This window comes from Cobetia sp. 1CM21F, assembly GCF_023161745.1.
Classification (GTDB): domain Bacteria; phylum Pseudomonadota; class Gammaproteobacteria; order Pseudomonadales; family Halomonadaceae; genus Cobetia; species Cobetia amphilecti.
This window is the reverse complement of sequence record NZ_JALNTQ010000001.1, coordinates 652,549-672,729: the sequence shown is the minus strand read 5'-3', so window position 1 is coordinate 672,729 and position 20,181 is coordinate 652,549. Positions and strand designations below refer to the sequence as shown.

19 protein-coding genes are annotated in these 20,181 nt (G+C 63.8%); 5 read left to right on the top strand and 14 right to left on the bottom strand.

Annotation, left to right across the window (positions count from 1 at the left end):
* Window positions 1–17 precede the first annotated feature (17 nt).
* Window positions 18–845, top strand: coding sequence for a metal ABC transporter permease (locus MSG32_RS02830; protein ID WP_248377454.1), 828 nt, complete (start codon window positions 18–20; stop codon window positions 843–845).
* Between the two features lie 140 nt (window positions 846–985).
* Here the strand turns inward: MSG32_RS02830 and zigA are convergent, their stop codons facing one another.
* The 14 genes from zigA to urtA form a co-directional block, all read right to left on the bottom strand.
* Complete coding sequence (zigA, locus tag MSG32_RS02825) at window positions 986–2,218, bottom strand: zinc metallochaperone GTPase ZigA (protein WP_248377453.1); 1,233 nt, start codon at window positions 2,216–2,218, stop codon at window positions 986–988.
* 349 nt (window positions 2,219–2,567) lie between these two features.
* The gene (locus MSG32_RS02820; protein WP_248377448.1) at window positions 2,568–3,152 is read right to left on the bottom strand and encodes a HupE/UreJ family protein; all 585 of its coding nucleotides are present in this window, start codon (window positions 3,150–3,152) and stop codon (window positions 2,568–2,570) included.
* Between the two features lie 103 nt (window positions 3,153–3,255).
* Window positions 3,256–3,894, bottom strand: a complete 639-nt coding sequence (gene ureG, locus MSG32_RS02815; RefSeq protein ID WP_107336429.1) for an urease accessory protein UreG — start codon at window positions 3,892–3,894, stop codon at window positions 3,256–3,258.
* A gap of 81 nt (window positions 3,895–3,975) precedes the next feature.
* Window positions 3,976–4,677: an urease accessory UreF family protein gene (locus tag MSG32_RS02810; RefSeq protein WP_248377446.1), complete on the bottom strand. Its 702-nt coding sequence runs from the start codon at window positions 4,675–4,677 to the stop codon at window positions 3,976–3,978.
* Entirely contained in the window at window positions 4,667–5,374 is a 708-nt protein-coding gene (locus MSG32_RS02805) for an urease accessory protein UreE (RefSeq protein ID WP_248377444.1), read from the bottom strand. Before MSG32_RS02805 ends, MSG32_RS02810 begins: the two co-directional genes overlap by 11 nt.
* A 74-nt stretch (window positions 5,375–5,448) precedes the next feature.
* Window positions 5,449–7,152, bottom strand: a complete 1,704-nt coding sequence (gene ureC / locus MSG32_RS02800; protein WP_248377441.1) for an urease subunit alpha — start codon at window positions 7,150–7,152, stop codon at window positions 5,449–5,451.
* A gap of 158 nt (window positions 7,153–7,310) precedes the next feature.
* Window positions 7,311–7,640, bottom strand: coding sequence for an urease subunit beta (locus tag MSG32_RS02795; protein ID WP_107336426.1), 330 nt, complete (start codon window positions 7,638–7,640; stop codon window positions 7,311–7,313).
* A gap of 11 nt (window positions 7,641–7,651) precedes the next feature.
* Window positions 7,652–7,954: an urease subunit gamma gene (gene ureA / locus MSG32_RS02790; RefSeq protein ID WP_024952521.1), complete on the bottom strand. Its 303-nt coding sequence runs from the start codon at window positions 7,952–7,954 to the stop codon at window positions 7,652–7,654.
* Window positions 7,955–7,996: 42 nt separating this feature from the next.
* Entirely contained in the window at window positions 7,997–8,920 is a 924-nt protein-coding gene (locus tag MSG32_RS02785; protein ID WP_248377439.1) for an urease accessory protein UreD, read from the bottom strand.
* Window positions 8,921–8,931: 11 nt separating this feature from the next.
* Window positions 8,932–9,675: an urea ABC transporter ATP-binding subunit UrtE gene (urtE, locus tag MSG32_RS02780; RefSeq protein WP_248378409.1), complete on the bottom strand. Its 744-nt coding sequence runs from the start codon at window positions 9,673–9,675 to the stop codon at window positions 8,932–8,934.
* 47 nt (window positions 9,676–9,722) lie between these two features.
* Window positions 9,723–10,550 carry an urea ABC transporter ATP-binding protein UrtD gene (urtD, locus tag MSG32_RS02775; protein WP_248377437.1) on the bottom strand — a complete coding sequence of 276 codons (828 nt, stop codon included), beginning with the start codon at window positions 10,548–10,550 and terminating at the stop codon, window positions 9,723–9,725.
* Window positions 10,547–11,716 carry an urea ABC transporter permease subunit UrtC gene (urtC, locus tag MSG32_RS02770; RefSeq protein ID WP_248377435.1) on the bottom strand — a complete coding sequence of 390 codons (1,170 nt, stop codon included), beginning with the start codon at window positions 11,714–11,716 and terminating at the stop codon, window positions 10,547–10,549. The genes urtD and urtC overlap by 4 nt, the downstream gene beginning before the upstream one ends.
* A gap of 3 nt (window positions 11,717–11,719) precedes the next feature.
* Window positions 11,720–13,372 carry an urea ABC transporter permease subunit UrtB gene (gene urtB / locus MSG32_RS02765; protein WP_248377433.1) on the bottom strand — a complete coding sequence of 551 codons (1,653 nt, stop codon included), beginning with the start codon at window positions 13,370–13,372 and terminating at the stop codon, window positions 11,720–11,722.
* Window positions 13,373–13,507: 135 nt separating this feature from the next.
* Window positions 13,508–14,782, bottom strand: a complete 1,275-nt coding sequence (urtA, locus tag MSG32_RS02760; RefSeq protein WP_248378407.1) for an urea ABC transporter substrate-binding protein — start codon at window positions 14,780–14,782, stop codon at window positions 13,508–13,510.
* Between the two features lie 554 nt (window positions 14,783–15,336).
* Here urtA and MSG32_RS02755 point away from each other — a divergent pair.
* From MSG32_RS02755 to MSG32_RS02740, 4 genes are all read left to right on the top strand, one after another.
* Window positions 15,337–16,758, top strand: coding sequence for a PLP-dependent aminotransferase family protein (locus MSG32_RS02755; protein WP_248377431.1), 1,422 nt, complete (start codon window positions 15,337–15,339; stop codon window positions 16,756–16,758).
* A 548-nt stretch (window positions 16,759–17,306) separates the two neighbouring features.
* A complete protein-coding gene (locus MSG32_RS02750) occupies window positions 17,307–18,722 on the top strand; it encodes a cytochrome ubiquinol oxidase subunit I (protein WP_248377429.1) in 1,416 nt (471 codons plus the stop codon).
* Between the two features lie 17 nt (window positions 18,723–18,739).
* Entirely contained in the window at window positions 18,740–19,747 is a 1,008-nt protein-coding gene (gene cydB / locus MSG32_RS02745; RefSeq protein ID WP_248377427.1) for a cytochrome d ubiquinol oxidase subunit II, read from the top strand.
* Window positions 19,748–19,758: 11 nt separating this feature from the next.
* Window positions 19,759–19,971: a DUF2474 domain-containing protein gene (locus MSG32_RS02740; protein WP_248377425.1), complete on the top strand. Its 213-nt coding sequence runs from the start codon at window positions 19,759–19,761 to the stop codon at window positions 19,969–19,971.
* The last annotated feature ends 210 nt before the right edge of the window (window positions 19,972–20,181 follow it).

Here is a 20,181-nt window from a genome sequence, read left to right as displayed (position 1 = left end):
TGATACTGGATGACTTCATGCTCCGCGCCACCCTGGCCGGGATATTCGTGGCGCTTGCTGCAGCGCCGCTGGGCTGTTTCGTCGTCTGGCGACGCATGGCCTATTTCGGCGACGCCACGGCCCATGCCGCGATTCTCGGCGTGGCGCTGTCGCTCTTGATGTCCACCTCGATTCTGGCCGGCGTGCTCGTCGTCTCGCTGATCATGGCGACCCTGGTCACGCTGCTCAGCGGACGCGGCTACGCCATGGACACCCTGCTTGGCGTGATGGCGCACTCCGCACTCGCCTTCGGTCTCGTGGCCGTCTCCTTCCTGCCCGGCGTGCGCATTGACCTGATGGCCTATCTGTTCGGCGATATTCTGGCGGTCAGCAAGACAGACCTCGCAATCATCGCCGCAGGTGGCGTGCTGGTCATCGGCCTCATCTACTGGCGCTGGTCGGCACTGCTCACCGCCACCCTGAATGAGGACCTGGCGCGTGCCAGCGGCATCAACCCGCGACGCGAGCAGCTGGTGCTGACACTGTCGCTGGCCGTGGTGGTCGCGGTTGCCCTCAAGGTGGTCGGTGCGCTGTTGATCACCGCACTGCTGATCATCCCGGCGGCCACGGCGCGCCGCTTCTGTCACACCCCGGAGCTGATGGCGATCGCCGCCGCCATCATCGGCGGAGTCTCCACCACCGGCGGACTACAGGCGGCCTACTGGCTGGATACCCCCACCGGCCCCACCATCGTGTGCCTCGCCACCCTGCTGTTTGCCCTGAGCAGTGCAGCGGCACGCATCTCACGCCTCGTCTCACGCCTTGCCTCACAGACCGGCAGCGAAGCGTCTGCTCGAAGAAAGTGACGGCCCCTCCCTTCTTGATCAGCACGACTGTGCCGATCAGGAGCGGCAAAGACGCGCCAACAATGAAGACACCCCACTGATCGCGGATCAGTGGGGTGTCTTGGCGAGTGTCAGCAGATCAGGGACTCAGAGGCCGTCGCTCATTCCCAGGCGGGGAACGGGTCCGGCAGGTCACGCCAGGCTTCCTTGCCCGCCAGCAGCGTGGCGTCATCGAGCAGGCACTCGTCCAGCGCCTGGCGAATACGGGCTTCATCCAGGTTCTGACCGATGAATACCAGCTCCTGTCGCATGTCGCCGAACGGCTCCTGCCACTTTTCCCGGATCGACTCCAGATACTCGGGGTCTTCTGGCCATTCAACCTCTGGCACCGCCTTCCAGAACATGCCGCCGAACCCGTAGTGCGCGATGCCGCCGGCCTGGTTCCACTGCCCGGCAAACTGCGGCCGCGTGGCCAGCCAGAAGAAGCCCTTGGAGCGCAGCAACTTGCCGCCGAACCAGTCTCCGTGGAGCAACTGGTGGAATTTCTCGGGATGGAACGGCACGCGCGCATGGTAGGAGAAACTCGAGATGCCATATTCCTCGGTCTCCGGCACGTGCTCGCCGCGCATCTCCTTCAGCCAGCCCGGTGCCTGTTGGGCGCGATCGAAGCTGAAGCGGCCAGTGTCCAGCACCTTGGCAAGCGGCACGGCGCCCTTCGTCATGGGCAGAATCTCGGCCTCCGGGTTGAGCGAGCGCAGAACTGCGCTCAGCTCATCCAGCTGCGAGGCATCGAGCAGGTCCGTCTTGCTGATCAACAGCACATCACAGAATTCGATCTGATCGACGAGCAGATCCGCGACATTGCGCTCATCGTCTTCGCCGAGGCTTTCCCCGGCTTCCGCCAGTGACTGCGCCTCGCGATACTGGGTGAGAAAGTTGGCGCCATCCACGACGGTTACCATGGTGTCGAGACGCGCGACACTGGAGAGGCACTGGCCGTCCTCGTCCTCGAAGGTGAAAGTTTCCGCCACCGGCAGCGGCTCGGAAATGCCGGTGGATTCGATCACCAGGCAATCGAAGTGCCCTTCCTCAGCCAGTCGCCGTACCTCGATGAGCAGGTCTTCACGCAGCGTGCAGCAGATGCAGCCGTTGCTCATCTCGACCAGCTGCTCCTCGGCACGATTGAGCGTCACCTCGTTGTCCGCACCGGGCGCGCCACGCACCATGGCAGCATCGATGTTGACTTCGCTCATGTCATTGACGATCACCGCCACCCGGCGCCCTTCGCGGTTGGCGAGGATGTGATTGAGCAGCGTCGTCTTGCCGGCGCCCAGAAAACCGGACAGCACAGTGACTGGCAGGGGTTGCGACAGGGGCACTTGTGGGGAATTCATCAGGCGGTACCTCGATAGGATAGGGTCTTGGCCACGTCTCTTGCGCGTGAAGGCATCCTTGCCGGCGCAGGGCCTGGATCAGGGCCTGGGGCAGGGTCAGGTAAGTGCCTGGACGTGGGGACCTCTGGATTCTCGATCATCAAACACGCTAAATGATACGTTATAACATAATCTAGCGTCAGCCATTTTTTGCCAGTGCCGCCCAGCGCGTGAGATCCCCCAAGCGATCATCAGAACGGCGAGAGCGCGCAGCAAGCAGAAACACACACGCCCCGCTGGCAAGCCAGCGGGGCGTGAAGTGGTGTAATCAGCGGTACTTTTTAGCCGCGAGCGAAATCTCAGGTGACGATCAGACCGCCATGATCACGGCAGAGGCCATCACCGCCCCACCCACCAGGCGTGAAGCGATGGCGGGCACGCCCATCAGGCGCTGGCCGATTGCACGGCCCAGCAACGCCAAGGCCAGCGTCGCGACAACAAAGCCCGCCATGTAGCCCGCGGCGCTGCCAGCCGCCGGCATTTCCAGCGCATGGGCGAAGCCGTGGCAGGCCATGAAACCGGCGACCATCACGGCGCCAGCCAGGGTGGGCAGACGCAGCAGCAACGCCACCAGCGCACCGGAGGCCAGCACCGAGAGCAGAATGCCCTGCTCGGCGATCAGCGCATGCAGCGCCTGACCACCGCTGAGCAGCGCGATGCCCGCCCCCGCCAGCATGCCGACGACCATCAACAGCGGCGTGGCAAGCGTCAAGGCTCGCGACTGACGCGCACTCCAGATGCCGATGGCCAGCATGGCCAGCAGGTGGTCCAGCCCGGTGAAGGGATGCGACAGGCCCGCCATCAGCCCCTGGGCATCATGGCCGGGGTGGGCGGAGGCCGAGGTCGCCACCAGCAGCAGCGAGGTGGCAAGCAGTGCGGAGTGAGAACGCTTCATGTGTCATTCCTGAACAAGATGATGATGAATCCCCCGACACCCGTGGTGAGACGAATGCCGAGAGACAATGAACCCTGAGCCAGCGGCGGAAAACGCTTCGCCGTCAGGCCTGTGCCGCCAGCTTTTGCGGGCGACGCTCCGGCAGCATGCCGCGATCCAGAATGAAGGCGATGATCTCTTCCAGCCCGACACCGTCATACAGATTGGCAAACACGAAGGGCCGCTCACCGCGCATCTTGCGCGAATCGCGGTCCATCACCTCGAGCGAGGCATGCACCTGCTCGGCGATGTCGATCTTGTTGATGATCAGAAGATCCGACTTGGTGATGCCCGGCCCGCCCTTGCGCGGAATCTTGTCGCCTGCCGAGACGTCGATCACATAGAGGGTGAGATCGGAAAGTTCGGGACTGAAGGTCGCGGACAGGTTGTCGCCACCGGATTCCACCAGCACCAGCTCCATGTCCGGATGGCGGGCCTGCAGATCATCGATGGCCGCCAGATTCATCGAGGCATCCTCGCGAATCGCGGTATGCGGACAGCCACCGGTCTCGACCCCGAGGATACGGTCCGCCTCCAGCGCTTCATGGCGCAGCAGGAAATCGGCATCTTCGCGGGTGTAGATGTCATTGGTGACCACCCCGATGTCGTAATGATCGCGCAGGGCCAGACACAGCTGGCGCAACAGCGCCGTCTTGCCGGAGCCCACCGGCCCACCCACTCCTACGCGTAGACAATGCTTCATGGCAGCTTCCTTTCTCGTGAGATATCAGACGTTCATGTCGGTCGGTTCAGGCGCCGCCGCCTCAAGACAGGCGGCCTTGGCTCAACTCCTGAACAGACGGGAATATTGTGTTTCGTGCTGGGCGGAGGCGAGCGCCAGCCCCGGCAATATCGGGCCAAGCTCACCATCCAAACGCGCAAGCGCCTGTGAGACGACCTCCACCACGCGGGGGCGCAGCTGCTCGGTCAGGCGTTGGGCTGCGGTGTGTCCCAGCGGCATGGCCTTGCAGGCCACCGCCAGCTGATTCTCGAGCCAGGCCCAGGCGAAGCCGATCAAGGTCTGGCGCGCTGGCACCCCTCGCTGGTGCGCCACCCAGGCAAACACCGTGACGTAGCCCGGCGCCTCGGGCATCAGCGCGCTTGGCGGTTCAAGCTCGAGACTTGTGAGCAGGCGCAGCAGCGCCGCTCCGAGACGTGCATCCTCGTCGCTGAGTTCGGCGGTTTCACGGGTCGCCTTGAGCCAGCCATCCCACTCGTCGAGCGCCGTTGCATCCCCCTCGGCCCACGCCTGCTGCAGACGCACCAACAGTGGCAGCTCGCAACGGCCAAGCCCGTCTTCCAGCACGCCGTCGATCCACCCTCCAAGCTCCTGCTCCTGAGTGACCCAGCCAAGCTCGAAGGCACTCTCCAGCCCCTGGGACCAGGCAAAGGCGCCGATGGGCAAGGCAGGGCTTACCAGCTGCAACAGCCCCAGCAGCGCCAGATCCTCCTGCGCCGGCAGGCCCGCCATGGCATCAGTGCTCATGCGTGTGCTCATGAGCGTGGTTGTGAGAATGGCCGTGGCTGTGCTCATGATCATGGTCATGGTCATGGTCGTGAGCATGTGAGTGGCCGTGGTCATGACCGTGTGAATGACCGTGTGAATGAGCATGCCCCTGCCCCGCCTGGGCATAAGCGCCCGGCTCAGGGTCAAAGGGCGCCTCATGATGGGTGAGGGTCGCGCCGAGGCGCTCGGCCAGCTCTTCCAGCACGTGATCCGGCGGGAAGCGCACCCAGCCGGTTGCGCTCTGTGTTTCACCCTTTGCTTCGCCCTTTGCTTCGCCCTTTGCTTCGCCCTTTCCTTCGTCCTTTCCTTCACTAGCGCCAGCGTCAGGCGTCTGCATGCCGATAGCGAGCTGCACATGGCGATTGCCCAGGTGATAGCAGAGCGCAGCCATCGGGCGCCCGGCGGCGATGTGGGCAGTCACTACCGGCTCATCCGCGGCGCGGATGCGGATCACCTCGCCCTCGCGCGAGGCCAGCCGATCGCCATCACGCAGTACCGGTCCGCGATCCAGAAACAGGCCGACCTCGCGTCCGCCGTCCGTGGTGGCACGCAGACGACCGCGGATGCGCAGCTCCAGCGGCAGGGTCAGGGTGTCGAGGGGCTCGGCATCGGTGTGAGCGCTCGCTGGGTCGCCTGATCCACTGGCGTCTGGCAGGCGATGTATCAGTTCCATCATGGCGTCAATCTCGAATAGGGAGTCAGAACAGGCTCTTGAAACAGGCCCTCAGAACAGGCCTTCAGAACAGGCTTTCAGAACAGGTGGTAGCGCTGGGCCAGTGGCAGCTCGCTGGCAGGCTCACAGGTCAGCAGCTCACCGTCGGCGAAGACTTCGTAGGTCTCGGGGTCAACCTTGAGCTCCGGGCAGGCGTCATTGAGTTTCATGTCGCATTTGCGCACCTGGCGTACGTCGCGGCAGGCGGACAGCGGACTGTCGAGCCCCAGCGCTTCCCCGACTCCCGCCTTGAGGGCCGCCTGGGAGACGAAGGTCAGGCGCGTGGCGCTGGCTGCCTTGCCGAAGGCGCCGAACATCGGGCGGTAATGCACCGGCTGCGGCGTGGGAATCGAGGCGTTCGGATCGCCCATCGGCGCGGCGGCGATCATGCCGCCCTTGAGGATGCAGGCCGGCTTGACGCCGAAGAACGCCGGTGACCACAGCACCAGATCCGCCAGCTTGCCGACTTCAATCGAGCCGACCTCATGGGCGATGCCGTGGGTGATGGCGGAGTTGATGGTGTACTTGGCGATATAGCGGCGCGCACGGAAGTTGTCGGTGCCGCGCTCGCTGTCCTCTGCCAGCAGGCCGCGCTGTTCGCGCATCTTGTGCGCCGTCTGCCAGGTACGGCAGATCACCTCGCCCACGCGGCCCATCGCCTGGGAATCCGAGGACATCATCGAAATGACACCCAGGTCATGCAGGATGTCCTCGGCGGCGATGGTCTCGCGGCGAATGCGCGAATCGGCGAAGGCGACGTCCTCGGGGATGCTTGGGTCCAGGTGGTGGCAGACCATCAGCATGTCGAGGTGCTCATCCACCGTATTGACGGTGTAGGGACGCGTCGGGTTGGTGGAAGACGGCAGCACGTTGGGCCGCGAGCAGGCGGTGATGATGTCCGGAGCATGGCCGCCACCGGCGCCTTCGGTGTGGAAGGTGTGGATGCAGCGGTCCTTGAAGGCCGCCAGGGTGTCCTCGACGAAGCCCGACTCGTTCAGGGTGTCGGTATGGATCGCCACCTGCACGTCATAGGCATCGGCGACGCTCAGACAGTTGTCGATGGAGGCCGGCGATGTGCCCCAGTCCTCATGCAGCTTGAGGCCGATCACGCCGGCCTCGATCTGCTGCTCCAGCCCCTGTGGCAGCGAGGCATTGCCCTTGCCGAGAAAGCCGATGTTCATCGGCAGGCTATCCACTGCCTGCAGCATCTTGCCGATATGCCACGGCCCCGGCGTACAGGTGGTGGCATTGGTGCCGGTGGCCGGCCCGGTGCCGCCGCCGAGCATGGTGGTGATGCCACTCATCAGCGCCTCCTCCACCTGCTGAGGGCAGATGAAGTGGATGTGCGGGTCGACACCACCGGCGGTGAGAATCTTGCCCTCACCGGCGATGATCTCGGTGCCCGGGCCGATCACGATATCCACATCGGGCTGGGTGTCGGGGTTGCCCGCCTTGCCGATGGCCGCGATGCGCCCGGCCTTGAGGCCGACATCCGCCTTGACGATGCCCCACCAGTCCAGAATCAGCGCATTGGTGATCACGGTATCCATCACGCTGTCATCGGCGCGCTGGCTCTGACCCATGCCATCGCGGATCACCTTGCCACCGCCGAACTTCACTTCTTCCCCGTAATGGGTGAAATCCTTCTCCACCTCGATCCACAGCGCCGTATCGCCCAGACGCACGCGGTCACCGGTGGTCGGGCCGTACATGTCGGCATAGGCCTGTCGCGTTATCTTCATGGGTTGCCTCTTGATCCCTGAGCTACAGCTTCCAAGCCAACGCTTCTGAGCTGCAGTTGCTAATCCGCAATTTCTGGACTGCCGTTGCCAGGTGAGCGCCGAACTGAATGCCTGTCAGCGCCATTGCCTGGCGCATTGAGGTAAAGGGTTCTGCTCGCTCAGCGCTCGACGCTGCCATCGTCCTTCAGCTGTCCCATCACCTCGCCACGGAAGCCATAGATATGGCGACTGCCGGCGAAGGGAATCAGCGTGACATCACGCGTCTGCCCGGGCTCGAAGCGAATCGCCGTGCCGGCGGCGATGTCCAGGCGCTGCCCGAGAGCGGCCTCGCGATCAAATACCAGCGCCGGATTGGCCTCGGCAAAGTGATAGTGCGAGCCGATCTGGATCGGCCGGTCGCCGGTATTGCCGACCGAGAGCGTGGTGCGCAGGCGGTCCTCGCAGAGAGAGATCTCTCCGTCCGCCACCAGATATTCGCCGGGAATCATGATTGCTCGCCTCACACGATGGGGTTGTGAACGGTCACCAGCTTGGTGCCGTCCGGGAAGGTCGCCTCGACCTGCACTTCGGGAATCATCTCGGCGATGCCTTCCATCACGTCGTCACGGGTCAGCACCTCCGCGCCGCGCCCCATCAGCTCGGCCACGCTCAAGCCTTCGCGTGCGCCTTCCAGAATCTCGGCGCTGATCAAGGCGATGGATTCCGGGTAGTTGAGCTTGAGGCCCTTGGCCTTGCGGCGCTCCGCCAGCAGCGCTGCGGTGAACAGCAACAGCTTGTCCTTGTCTCTTGGCGTCAGTTCCATGTCATGGCTCTTGTGGTTGTCATTCAGTGGGGTCTCTCGAGATCAGGTCAGCCAGATACGTGGCACCTGTGCCTCAAGCCCCGTCATCAGTGGGCGCAGGAGCTGCCATGCCTGTTGGCACAGCGCCCAGGCTTCGTTGCGTTCATGGCCCAGATAGCGCAGCAGCAATACGCCTTCGCGGCGGGTCACCGCCCAGCGCGGGGAGGCCGGCATCGCCTCACGCAGGGCCTCGATGGCCGCCGCCTCATCCTCGAGTCCGACCGCCCACAGCGTCGCCTGCACACTGCAACCGCCCTGCCCCCAGCGCCCGGTGAAGCGCGGATGCAGCGGGTCCAGCGACTGGCGCTCGATCCACACTGGCTTGCCGTCACGGGTCAGGCGAAAGCGTTGTTCGAGATGGCCGCTGACGAAGGGCAGCTCGCCGACCGGGCGGCCCAGTGCAAGCACTTCCCAGCCCAGACAGCGCGCAGAGCCGGCAAGCTCGAGGGTGGTGGTCTGCTCGCCGCGCGAGCCATTGAAGGCCAGCGTTTCCTGAGGCAGCCATTCCAGGGTGGCCCCGTCGGCGACCTTGAGATGCGTATGCTGGCCCCAGGCCACGCCGTTGCGATCGGCCTTGTAGAGCTTGGCCGCCGCCGGTGTGGTCAACAGCACATGCGCGCCCTCCTCCACCTCGGCCTCGATCTGCAGCGCATCGCCGCTGACCAGCCCACCCGGAGGGTGCAGCAGATAGACGTGGCAGCAGCCGTGGCGGCCTTCAGGGTAGAACGGCCGCTGCACGCGCAGCGGGCCATGATGGCGGCGACGCGTCAGGCGGGTGATGGCGCGCCCGCCATCACTGGTGTCGCGCGCATCCGCCTCGAAACGCAGCGCCAGCGCGGCCTGCCACTGGCGCTGGTCATCGAAGCGGTGGCCGGAGGCATTGGCCTCACTGCGCACGGCATCCGTCGCGCCGTCAGCGGGAATCACGCATCGGTTCGTCATACGGTCAGGTGCTGCTTGATCAGTTCATCGGACAGCGCTGCGATCTCGCCTTCGGCCACCCGGCGGCCGCGATCCATGATCACGAAGCGATCAGCGTACTTGCGCGCGAAGGGCAGCTTCTGCTCGACCAGCAGCACCGTCAGGCCGTCTTCCTTGATCAGGCGACGGATGACCTCGCCGATCTGGGCGACGATATTGGGCTGGATGCCCTCGCCGGGCTCATCGAGAATCAGCAGGCGCGGTTCAATCACCAGCGCGCGGCCGATGGCGAGCTGTTGCTGCTGGCCGCCTGACAGATCCCCCCCGCGCCGGTGACGCATCTCCTTGAGCACGGGAAACAGCTCATAGATGCGCTCGGGAATCTGGCGCAGTCCATCGCGACGCACGGCAAGCCCGGTGCGCAGATTCTCTTCCACCGTCATCATCGGGAAGATCTGCCGCCCCTGGGGGACGTAGCCGACCCCCAGGCGGGCGCGCTCCTCGAGCTTGCGACCTGTCAGATCAAGCGGCTCATTGCTGCTGGCATCGCGACTGGAATCGCTGCCACTGGCATCGGCGCGGTACAGAAGCTTGCCATCACGAACGCTCTCCTCACCCATGATGCATTTCATCAAGGTGGTCTTGCCGACGCCGTTGCGGCCCATCACGCAGGTGCACTGGCCGGCGGGAATCTCCAGCGTCAGGTCCCACAGCGTATGGCTCTCGCCGTAGAACTGGTTGAGCGTGTCGATGGTCAGCAGCGGCGACTCGCCGCCCGGCATCGGTGCCTTGGTGTTCAGCGCTTGCGTCATCCGTCACTCTCTCCCAGGTAGACCTCGACGACTTTCGGGTCGCTCGATACCGCATCCATGCTGCCTTCCGCCAATACCGCGCCCTGATGCAGCACCGTGACCTTGCGCGCGATGGAGCGCACGAAGCCCATGTCGTGCTCGACCACCACCACCGACTGGCGCCCCGCCAGACTGGTCAGCAGCTCCGCGGTGCGCTCCATCTCCTGCTCGGTCATGCCGGCCACCGGCTCATCGACCAGCAGCAGCCGCGGCTTCTGCATCAGCAGCATGCCGATCTCGAGCCACTGCTTCTGGCCGTGGGACAGGATGCCCGCCTCGCGCGCATGCCACTCCTTGAGGTGAATCGTCTCGAGCACTTCCTCGATCCTGGCGCGGGTCTCACCGCTCATGCGCGCGGCCAGCGTCGGAAAGATGCGCTTGTCGGTGGCCATGGCCAGCTCGAGATTCTCGAACACGCTGAGCGCCTCGAAGACGGTGGGCTTCTGGAACTTGCGCCCGATGCCGAGGGTGGCGATCTCGGGCTCACTCATGCGCAGCAGATCGTGACGGCTGCCGAACCACACCGAGCCACTGTCGGGGCGCGTCTTGCCGGTGATGATGTCCATCATCGTGGTCTTGCCCGCGCCGTTGGGGCCGATGATGCAGCGCAGCTCGCCATCGTCGATGGTCAGGTTGAGGTCATTGATCGCCTTGAAGCCATCGAAGCTGACACTGACATCCTCCAGATAGAGGATCGGCCCGTGGGTCACGTCCACCGGCGAGATGCGCGGGGTCAGGAAGTCGAACACGCGGTCACGCGTGGCAATCTCTTTCAACAGGCTCATGCGGTGGCCTCCTCGATAGGACGGGAACCGGATGCCGATTCGGTCTTGGTCGCCGACGACTGCGAGCGGCTGCCCCAGCCACGCTGGGCAAAGAGGCCAGCGATGCCCTTGGGCAACAGCACGGTGACCAGCACGAACAGGCCGCCGAGGGCGAACAGCCAGGCGTCCGGCATGATGCCGGTGAATACCGTCTTGGCGTAGTTGACGATCAGCGCGCCCAGCACGGCGCCGTAGAGCGTCGCGCGGCCACCGAGCGCCACCCACACCACCACCTCGATGGAGAACAGCGGCGAGAACTCGCCGGGATTGATGATGCCGACCTGCGGCACGTACAGCGCCCCCGCGACCCCGGCCAGCATCGCCGAGACCACGAAGATGAACAGCTGCACACGTTCGACGCGGTAGCCCAGAAAGCGCGTACGCGCCTCGGCATCGCGGCAGGCGATGCTCAGTCGCCCCAGCTTTGAGCCGACGATGCCACGACACAGCAGATAGCCCAGCCCCAACGCCACAGCACTGGCGATGAACAGCGCGATGCGCACCGCATCCGTGCGCAGATCGAAGCCGAGAATGTCCTTGAAGTCGGTCAGGCCGTTGTTGCCACCGAAGCCCATCTCGTTGCGGAAGAACGCCAGCATCAAGGCGAAGGTCAGCGCCTGGGTGATGATCGAGAGATAGACACCGGTGACGCGGGAGCGGAAGGCCAGGAAGCCGAACACCAGCGCCAGCAGCCCCGGCGCCAACAGCACCATCAGGAAGGCGAAGGCCGGCATGTCGAAGCCCTGCCAGAACCACGGCAGCTCCTGCCAGTTGAGGAAGACCATGAAGTCCGGCAGTTCCGGATTGCCATAGACGCCGCGGTCGCCGATTTCGCGCATCAGATACATGCCCATGGCGTAACCGCCCAGCGCGAAGAAGGCGCCGTGACCCAGGCTGAGAATGCCCAGGTAGCCCCAGACGAGATCCACCGCCACCGCCAGCAGCGCATAGCACAGGTATTTGCCCAGCAGGGTGACGGTGAAGGTGCTGACATGCAGCGGATGCCCCTCGGGCAGCAGCACATGCAGCAACGTGATCGCGAGTACCGACAGCGTCAGCACCGCGAGGAAGATCTGGGTGGAGCGCTCCGTGAAGGGGCGCACCAGCCAGGAACGTGAATCAGGCATGGATCAACCCTCCGCGGCACGGCCCTTCTGCGGGAAGAGTCCCCGCGGGCGCTTTTGAATGAACAGGATGATGAAGACCAGCACCACGATCTTGGCGAGAACCGCACCCGCCCAGGGCTCGAGGAACTGATTGAGCAGCCCCAGCGACATGCCGGCCACCAGCGTGCCCCACAGATTGCCGACCCCGCCGAACACCACGACCATGAAGGAATCGATGATGTAGTTCTGACCCAGGTTCGGCCCGACGTTGGTGATCTGGGAGAGCGCGACACCGGCAAGACCGGCAACGCCCGAGCCCAGCGCGAAGGTCATGATGTCGACACGGGTTGCCTTGATGCCCATCGAGCGCGCCATGGCACGGTTCTGGGTCACCGCGCGCACCTCGAGGCCGAGACGGGTACGGCGCATGATCAGCATCAGACCGGCGAACACGAACAGCGCGAAGCCGATGATGTAGAGGCGATTGAGCGTCAGTGACAGCGCCTCGTTGATCATCAGCGAGCCACTCATCCACTCCGGCGTGACCACGATGCGATTCAGGGGCGAGATGGTGGTACGCACCAGCTGCTGCAGGATCAGGCTGATGCCAAAGGTGGCCAGCAGGGTCTCCAGCGGACGCCCCTTGAGGTGCTGGATGACGCTGCGCTCGATGATCACGCCCACCGCCGCCGCGACCAGAAAGCCCGCCGGAATCGACAGCAACAGCGCCAGCCCCGGCTGCCCGGGCAGCAATTGCTGCATGCCCCAGGTGGTGTAGGCGCCCAGCATGATCAGTTCGCCATGCGCCATGTTGATCACGCCCATGACACCGAAGGTGATGGCAAGCCCGATGGCGGCCAGCACCAGTACCGAGCCCAGCGAGAGGCCGAAGTAGAGCGTCTCGAGCCCGCTGTTGAGCTGAAGCTTCTGCTCGATACCGGCCAGCGCCACCTTGGCGGCCTGGGCCAGCTGCGGATCATCACTCGCCGCGGCGCCATTGATGGCGGCGATCGCGGCGGCGTTCAGGCTGCCGGAGAGCGTCTCCAGCGCCGCAGGGTCGCCAGTGGCTTCCAGCTGCTGGATGGCGAGCGCATCCTCGAGAGTGGCGCGGATAGCGTCATTGCCTTCCTGCTCGATCAGGCTCGGCAGCCGCTCGGCCATGGCCTCGTCGACACTGCCGCGCAGGCCGCGCGCCGCCGCGAGTCTGACCTCGGCATCCAGGGAAGACAGGTCGATCATCGACAGCACGCCATCGATATGCCCACGCAGCGAGTTGTTGCTGCGCAGTGTCTTCAAGTCGCGGCGCGAGACCTTGCCCGCCGATTCTCCCGACAGGGCGTCGGAAACGGCCCATTCGCGGCCGCGATTGTTGTCGATGATCAAGAAGCGCTCGGCGTCCTTGAGGCGAGCCAGCTTGCTGGCGGAAAAGGCTTCCAGCCAGCCACGCGCACGCGCATCGCCGCTCATGGCGATCTCATCGATCACGGCCGGCTTGGCCGGGTTGCGTGCCTCGGCAAGCCGGGTCAACAGGGATTGGGCAGCGCCATCGGACAGGCGCGCAGACTGGCCAGTCGCGGACTCGGACTGGGCAGCGGCAAACAGGGGGAATGACAGAAGACAGACCAGCAGCATCCACTGCCAGCACCCGCGGTACATCGTTGCAACGGAGATAGACATCAAGAAGGCCATCCATGGTGAACGCGCAAAGGCGTCATCAGTCTCCGAGGGCATCGCGGCCTCGGAGACTGACACTCAACGAGGCGGCATGCAGGCTCCCCTGCACGCCGCCTCGCTCTCAGAACGTGCTACGCATCATTGCGCCGCAACGCTCTGTTGAGCCCCACAGGAATGGGTCACGACATTGTAGTTGCCGCATTCCATCGGCTTGCGCCAGTCACTGATCAGGTCCTTGGAACCTTCCAGATAGTCCGACCACGCATCGCCTGTCACGGTGGACGGGGTCTGCCAGACGACGGAGAACTGGCCGTTGTCCTGGATCTCGCCGATCAGCACCGGCTTGGTGATGTGATGGTTGGGCATCATGGTGGCGTAGCCGCCGGTCAGGTTGGGCACCGAGACGCCGATGATGGCGTCCTTGACCGCATCGACCTCGACGCTGCCGGCCTTGCGAGCGGCTTCCATCCACATGTTGAAGCCGATGTAGTGGGCTTCCATCGGGTCGTTGGTGACCGCATCTTCCTTGCCGGTGTAATCGATCCACTCATCGATGAAGTCGTAGTTGGTGTCGCTGTCCACGCTCATGAAGTAGTTCCAGGCGGCCAGGTGGCCGACCAGCGGCGCGGTATCGATGCCCGAGAGCTCCTGTTCGCCCACCGAGAAGGCCACCACTGGGATGTCCTCGGCATTGATGCCCTGGTTGGCCAGCTCACGATAGAACGGCACGTTGGCATCGCCATTGATGGTGGACACCACGGCCGTCTTCTTGCCGGCACTGCCGAAGGACTTGATGTCCGAGACGATGGACTGCCAGTTGGAATGGCCGAAGGGGGTGTAATTGACCATCACATCCGCGTCCGCCACGCCCTTCGACTTGAGGTAGGCGGCCAGGATCTTGTTGGTGGTACGCGGATAGACATAATCCGTGCCCGCCAGCACCCAGCGCTCCACGCCCACGTCGTTCATCAGGTAATCCACTGCCGGAATCGCCTGCTGATTGGGCGCCGCTCCGGTGTAGAAGACGTTCTCCGAGGACTCCTCGCCCTCATACTGCACCGGATAGAACAGCAGGCCGTTGAGCTCCTCGACCACCGGCAGCACCGACTTGCGCGAGACGGACGTCCAGTTGCCGAAGATCACGTCGACCTTGTCCTGCGCCAGCAGCTCACGCGCCTTCTCGGCGAACAGCGGCCAGTTGGAGGCCGGGTCGACCACGACAGGCTCCAGCTTGCGTCCCAGCAGCCCGCCCTGCTCGTTCTGCTTCTCGATCAGCATCAACATGGTGTCTTTCAGTGTCGACTCACTGATCGCCATGGTGCCGGACAGTGAGTGCAGGATGCCGACCTTGATCGGCCCCTCTTCTGCCTGGGCGACATTGGCCAGCGAAAAACCGACACAGGCGGATAGCATTGCGGCAGCGATTTTCTTGTTCACGACATTCCCTCGTGTCTTGTTGTACTTGTTGTCCCGGCTGAGGTAGTGCAATCGATGTGCCAGCCGCACACTGACGCCGCCGGCCAACGGCCAGACAAGAAAGCGACAGCGGTGAGATAGAAGAGAGACAGGGAGAGAGACGGGCACAAAGACAGGGAGAAAGTCTGGGCAAAAACAGTGGAAAGACCGAGAAAGGATGAAGAGAAACGCGAGACATGATGAGAGCGAGCGAAGCACAGCGACACTGCTCAAGCGCAGCACTGCACCAGGATGATGCGCTTCTCACAAGCCCTCGCCTTGCCTTGCACCAGACCGGTGAGAAGAGCGCTGGGCGTGGCTCTGTGCGTGGTGCAGGGCGTGGCGCTCACCGCCGACAGAGCCTCCCATCAGGCCGAACGAAAGCGAGGGAAGCTAATGACATTGGTGCATCCATTACGACGCCCCATACATCACTGTCTATCGACACTGCGGTATCCTTGCTCTCTCTTGCCCTCTTCCTTTCACTCTTCCACCCCGTCAGGAAATCCCCCATGAAGCGTTATGAACGCTTTGCCGCCGAGATCTCCAACCTGATTCGTACCGGCATTCTCGCGCCGGGTGAGCGCGTGCCGTCGGTGCGTCAGGCCAGTAAGGCGCATGGCATCAGCCCCTCTACCGTCTTCCAGGCGTATTACCTGCTGGAGAATCAGGGCCTGATCAGTGCGCGGCCGCGCTCGGGATATTTCGTGCGTGACAATGCCTCGCGGATACTCGATGAGCCGCATGTCGCCCTGCAGCAGCAAGCCCCTTCCGATGTCGCCGTCAGTGAACTGGTGTTCTCGGTGCTGGGCTCACTGCGCGACAACGACACCGTCCCCTTCGGCTCTGCCTTCCCGAGCCCGGAGCTCTTCCCCCTCGCGCGGCTTGCGACCAGCATGACGCGTGGGCTGCGCCAGCTTTCATCGCATGCCGTCATCTCCGACATGACCACAGGCCATCCTGACCTGTGCCGGCAGATCGCTCAGCGCTACATGGTCAACGGCATGCAGCTGCCGACGGAGGAGCTGGTGATCACCAATGGCGCCATGGAGGCGCTCAACCTCGGCCTGCAATGTGTCACCCAGCCCGGGGACCTTGTCGCCATTGAGGCGCCAGCCTTCTATGCCACGCTTCAGGTGCTTGAGCGGCTCAAGCTGCGCGCGGTGGAAATTCCGGTACACCCGCGTGACGGGATCGATCTCGAGGTGCTCGAGAATCGTCTGGAGACGCTGCCCATCAAGGCCTGCTGGTTCATGAGCCATCTGCAGAACCCGCTGGGGGCCAGCCTGAGCGATGCGCGCAAGGCCCAACTGTATGCGCTGCTCTGCCGTCATCAGCTGCCGATGCTGGAGGATGATGTCTACGCGGAACTGTATTTCGATCAACGTGCCGAGGTGACGCCCCCGCAGCCCGTCAAGGCGCTGGATGTCGAGGGCCTGGTGATGCACTGCGGGTCGTTCTCCAAGTGCCTGGCGCCGGGCTATCGGGTGGGCTGGATATCCGCGGGGCGGCATACCCGGGAGATTTCGCGCCTCAAGCTGATGACGACCATCTCGCCATCGCTGCCTGCCCAGGTGGCCCTGGCCGACTACCTTCAGCACGGCGGCTACGACCGCCACCTGCGCAAGCTACGCCTGGCGCTCGAGACCCAGCAGACGGCCATGCTGGCGGCCATTGATCGCTACTTCCCCGCAGACACCCGCGTCACCCACCCCCACGGGGGCTATTTCCTGTGGTGCGAGCTTCCCGAGCACATCGACTCGCTGGCCCTGTTTCAGCAGGCGCTGGCCCACGGCATCAGCCTGGCACCGGGGCCCATCTTCTCTGCCACCCAGGGCTTCAAGCATTGCATTCGCTTGAGCTACGGCCACCCGTGGGATGCGGCGTCAGAGCGCGCCATGCAGACATTGGGTGAATTGCTCAAGGCAGCCTGAAACACGGACCGCTCAGACGAGATGCGAGATGCGAGATGCGCCTTGAGTATGTGCGCGCAAATGCCGCAGCCCTTGCGGCCGCCTTGCCACACAGTCTTCACGCGTTATCCGCGGGGGCGAAAACAGCCCTTTTGCGGCGCATGTCACTCGCGCGACAGCCGCTTGCCACGCCTGGATGTCGCAGCTTGTTGCGCATCTTGATTGCATGCCCTGATGCCGCACGCGTGCCCCTTCTGGAAGCACCAGAGCCCGCCATGGCGGGGCCTGCCGCCGAGGGCGATACGACAAGCAGCTGATCCCGTCATGGTGCTGGCATCAATCAGAATCCGCCCTCCTGCCCGGCTCGCCTTGCTGACTTCTCGCCATACCACCTGGCTTGCCGGCTGACTGGCTCACGGGCAGTTAACGTCCGGCCAAGGTTCAGCTCGCAACTGATATGGTTTTTTCTCGCACAACTGAGCCTGTTATGGCTTCCGGCGGCTCCCTAGAGTAGCGGCGAAGATTCAGGCAGGGCCGTCCCCCTTGCCGCCTACTCAGGAGACATTGCCATGTTCGGCACCGAGGCCATCGACCTGGCCAGGATACAGTTCGCCTTCACCATCTCGTTTCACATCATCTTCCCGGCCATCACCATTGGCCTCGCCAGCTATCTGGCGGTGCTGGAAGGCATGTGGTTGAAGACAGGCACACAGGTCTACCGCAACCTCTATCATTTCTGGTCGAAGATATTCGCGGTCAACTTCGCGATGGGCGTGGTGTCAGGGCTGGTCATGGCCTACCAGTTCGGCACGCATTGGAGCGGCTTCTCGGCCTTTGCCGGCAGCGTGACCGGACCACTGCTGGCCTATGAAGTGCTGACCGCCTTCTTCCTCGAAGCCGGCTTCCTCGGCGTGATGCTGTTTGGCTGGAATCGCGTCGGTCGCGGCCTGCACTTCTTCTCGACCTGCATGGTCGCACTCGGCACCCTGGTCTCGATGTTCTGGATCCTGTCGTCCAACAGCTGGATGCAGACCCCACAGGGACACGAGGTCATCGATGGCATCGTCGTGCCGGTCGACTGGTTCGCGATCGTCTTCAACCCCTCCTTCCCCTATCGCCTGGCCCACATGGCACTGGCCTCCTTCCTGAGTACCTCGTTGTTCGTCGCTGCCTCCGCCGCCTGGTTGCTGCTCAAGAAACGCGACACCCCGGAAGTGCGCAAGATGCTGGTCATGGCGGTGCTGATGTTGATGGTGACCGCCCCGCTGCAGGCCTTCGTCGGCGACATGCATGGCCTGAATACGCTCAAGCACCAGCCGGCCAAGATCGCGGCCATCGAAGGGCATTGGGACAACAGCCATGGGGAACCGACGCCGTTGATCCTGTTCGGTGTGCCCGACATGCAGCGCGAAGAGACGCGCTTCGCGCTCGAGATTCCGGCCCTCGGCAGCCTGCTGTTGATGCATGACATCGACAAGCAGGTACCGGCGCTCAAGGACTTCCCCGCCGCCGACCGCCCCAATTCGACCGTCGTGTTCTGGAGCTTCCGCCTGATGGTCGGCCTGGGCCTTGCGATGATTCTGCTCGGCCTCTCGGGTGTCTATCTGGCCCGCAAGGGCAGGCTCTTCACCTCGCGGCGCTGGCTGAGTCTGGCCGTCGCCATGGGGCCGGCCGGTCTGATCGCGATACTCGCGGGCTGGTTCACCACCGAAGTCGGCCGCCAGCCGTGGGTGATCTACGGCTTGATGAGAACGGAAGATGCCGTCTCTGCCCACAGCGCCGTTCACCTCAGCATCAGCCTGACAGCCTTTGTCGCGGTCTACTTCATCGTCTTCGGCACGGGGATCAACTACATCTTCAAGCTGATCAAGAAAGGGCCTGCGGGTGATGACAGCCACGCCCCCAGCGGCGGTCCCGGCAAGCCACGCACGCCTTCCCGCCCACTGTCGGCCATCGAGGAATCTCTCGACGGCACCACTCACTGACCGGAGCGATGAACGCTATGGGTATCGACCTTTCTGTCATCTGGGCGGGCATCATCCTGTTCGGCCTGATGATGTACGTGATCATGGACGGCTTTGATCTGGGCATCGGCATCCTCTTCCCGTGGGTGGAGGAAAAGGTGGACCGCGATGTGATGATGAATACCGTGGCGCCCGTGTGGGATGGCAACGAGACATGGCTGGTGCTGGGCGGCGCGGGGCTGTTCGCGGCCTTTCCGCTGGCCTACGCCGTCTTGCTGGAAGCCCTGAGCATTCCTCTTGTCGCCATGTTGATCGGCCTCATCTTCCGCGGTGTCGCCTTCGAATTTCGCTTCAAGGCCTCGGACGCGAGCCGCCACTGGTGGGATAAGGCCTTCGTGGGCGGCTCGGTGCTGGCCACCTTCAGTCAAGGTGTCGCACTGGGAGGCTATATCCAGGGCATCGCCTTCGATGGGGTTCACTTCAGCGGTGGTTCGCTGGACTGGTTGTCACCCTTCCCGCTGTTCTGCGGTGTGGCGCTGCTGTTCACCTATGCATTGCTCGGCAGCACCTGGCTGATCATGAAGACCGAAGGCATTCTCCAGGCGCGCATGTTTGCCCTGACGCGCCCGCTGACGCTGTGGGTATTGATCATGATCGCGGCCGTCAGTCTGTGGACTCCGCTGGCACACCCCGCCATCGCCGAACGCTGGTTCACGCTGCCGCAGCTGTTCTGGTTCCTGCCGGTGCCAGTGCTGGTAGTGCTGGCCGGTTATGCGCTGATCCGCGCCGTCGCCCTTGAATCTCATGCCCAGCCCTTCCTGCTGGTGCTGGCCTTGATCTTCCTGGGCTACAGCGGTTTCGGCATCAGCATGTGGCCTGACATCATTCCCGGTCATGTGACGATCTGGGAAGCGGCCTCTCCGCCCCAAAGCCAGGGCTTTGCCCTCGTCGGCACGCTCTTCATCCTGCCGATCATCCTGGTGTATACGGCGTGGAGCTACTTCGTGTTCAAGGGCAAGGTCCGTCATACCGATGGCTACCATTGAGAGGTGCTGACATGACATCCCCGACACGCGAGACACATTCAGCGCCACTGCATGCCCCCACAGCCAGACTCGACGACGAGCCATCCGGGACGCCCGCGCGCCCGGCAAGCTGGCTCAGCAAGATCGGCTGGCTGGTGGTGATCTGGGGAGGCAGCGTCAGCGCGCTGGGACTCGTCTCTCTGGCACTGCGCCGCTTCATGCAGGCCGCGGGCCTTACGCCCTGACAGCAGTGAAAGAAGACATGACGTAGGCAAAAAAAGACGCCGGAGCAGCGAATACTTCGGCGTCTTCTTGGTTTCAGGGGCTTTCTTGGTTTCGGAGGATTCTTGGCCTCGGTCCAAGCAACGATGCCTTTCCGCGCTTATCCTGCGCCTTTCGATAGTGACGCTGTCGCCCACGGGATGTCGGCCCGGGTGGCGACCATGCGAAGATAG

Bases quoted from the DNA above. Each gene is read 5' to 3' on its own strand.
- MSG32_RS02830 (WP_248377454.1), top strand. From the start codon at position 18: ATGCTCCGCGCCACCCTGGCCGGGATATTCGTGGCGCTTGCTGCAGCG.
- zigA (WP_248377453.1), bottom strand. From the start codon at position 2,218: ATGAATTCCCCACAAGTGCCCCTGTCGCAACCCCTGCCAGTCACTGTG.
- MSG32_RS02820 (WP_248377448.1), bottom strand. From the start codon at position 3,152: ATGAAGCGTTCTCACTCCGCACTGCTTGCCACCTCGCTGCTGCTGGTG.
- ureG (WP_107336429.1), bottom strand. From the start codon at position 3,894: ATGAAGCATTGTCTACGCGTAGGAGTGGGTGGGCCGGTGGGCTCCGGC.
- MSG32_RS02810 (WP_248377446.1), bottom strand. From the start codon at position 4,677: ATGAGCACTGATGCCATGGCGGGCCTGCCGGCGCAGGAGGATCTGGCG.
- MSG32_RS02805 (WP_248377444.1), bottom strand. From the start codon at position 5,374: ATGATGGAACTGATACATCGCCTGCCAGACGCCAGTGGATCAGGCGAC.
- ureC (WP_248377441.1), bottom strand. From the start codon at position 7,152: ATGAAGATAACGCGACAGGCCTATGCCGACATGTACGGCCCGACCACC.
- MSG32_RS02795 (WP_107336426.1), bottom strand. From the start codon at position 7,640: ATGATTCCCGGCGAATATCTGGTGGCGGACGGAGAGATCTCTCTCTGC.
- ureA (WP_024952521.1), bottom strand. From the start codon at position 7,954: ATGGAACTGACGCCAAGAGACAAGGACAAGCTGTTGCTGTTCACCGCA.
- urtD (WP_248377437.1), bottom strand. From the start codon at position 10,550: ATGAGCCTGTTGAAAGAGATTGCCACGCGTGACCGCGTGTTCGACTTC.
- urtC (WP_248377435.1), bottom strand. From the start codon at position 11,716: ATGCCTGATTCACGTTCCTGGCTGGTGCGCCCCTTCACGGAGCGCTCC.
- urtB (WP_248377433.1), bottom strand. From the start codon at position 13,372: ATGTCTATCTCCGTTGCAACGATGTACCGCGGGTGCTGGCAGTGGATG.
- urtA (WP_248378407.1), bottom strand. From the start codon at position 14,782: ATGCTATCCGCCTGTGTCGGTTTTTCGCTGGCCAATGTCGCCCAGGCA.
- MSG32_RS02755 (WP_248377431.1), top strand. From the start codon at position 15,337: ATGAAGCGTTATGAACGCTTTGCCGCCGAGATCTCCAACCTGATTCGT.
- MSG32_RS02750 (WP_248377429.1), top strand. From the start codon at position 17,307: ATGTTCGGCACCGAGGCCATCGACCTGGCCAGGATACAGTTCGCCTTC.
- cydB (WP_248377427.1), top strand. From the start codon at position 18,740: ATGGGTATCGACCTTTCTGTCATCTGGGCGGGCATCATCCTGTTCGGC.
- MSG32_RS02740 (WP_248377425.1), top strand. From the start codon at position 19,759: ATGACATCCCCGACACGCGAGACACATTCAGCGCCACTGCATGCCCCC.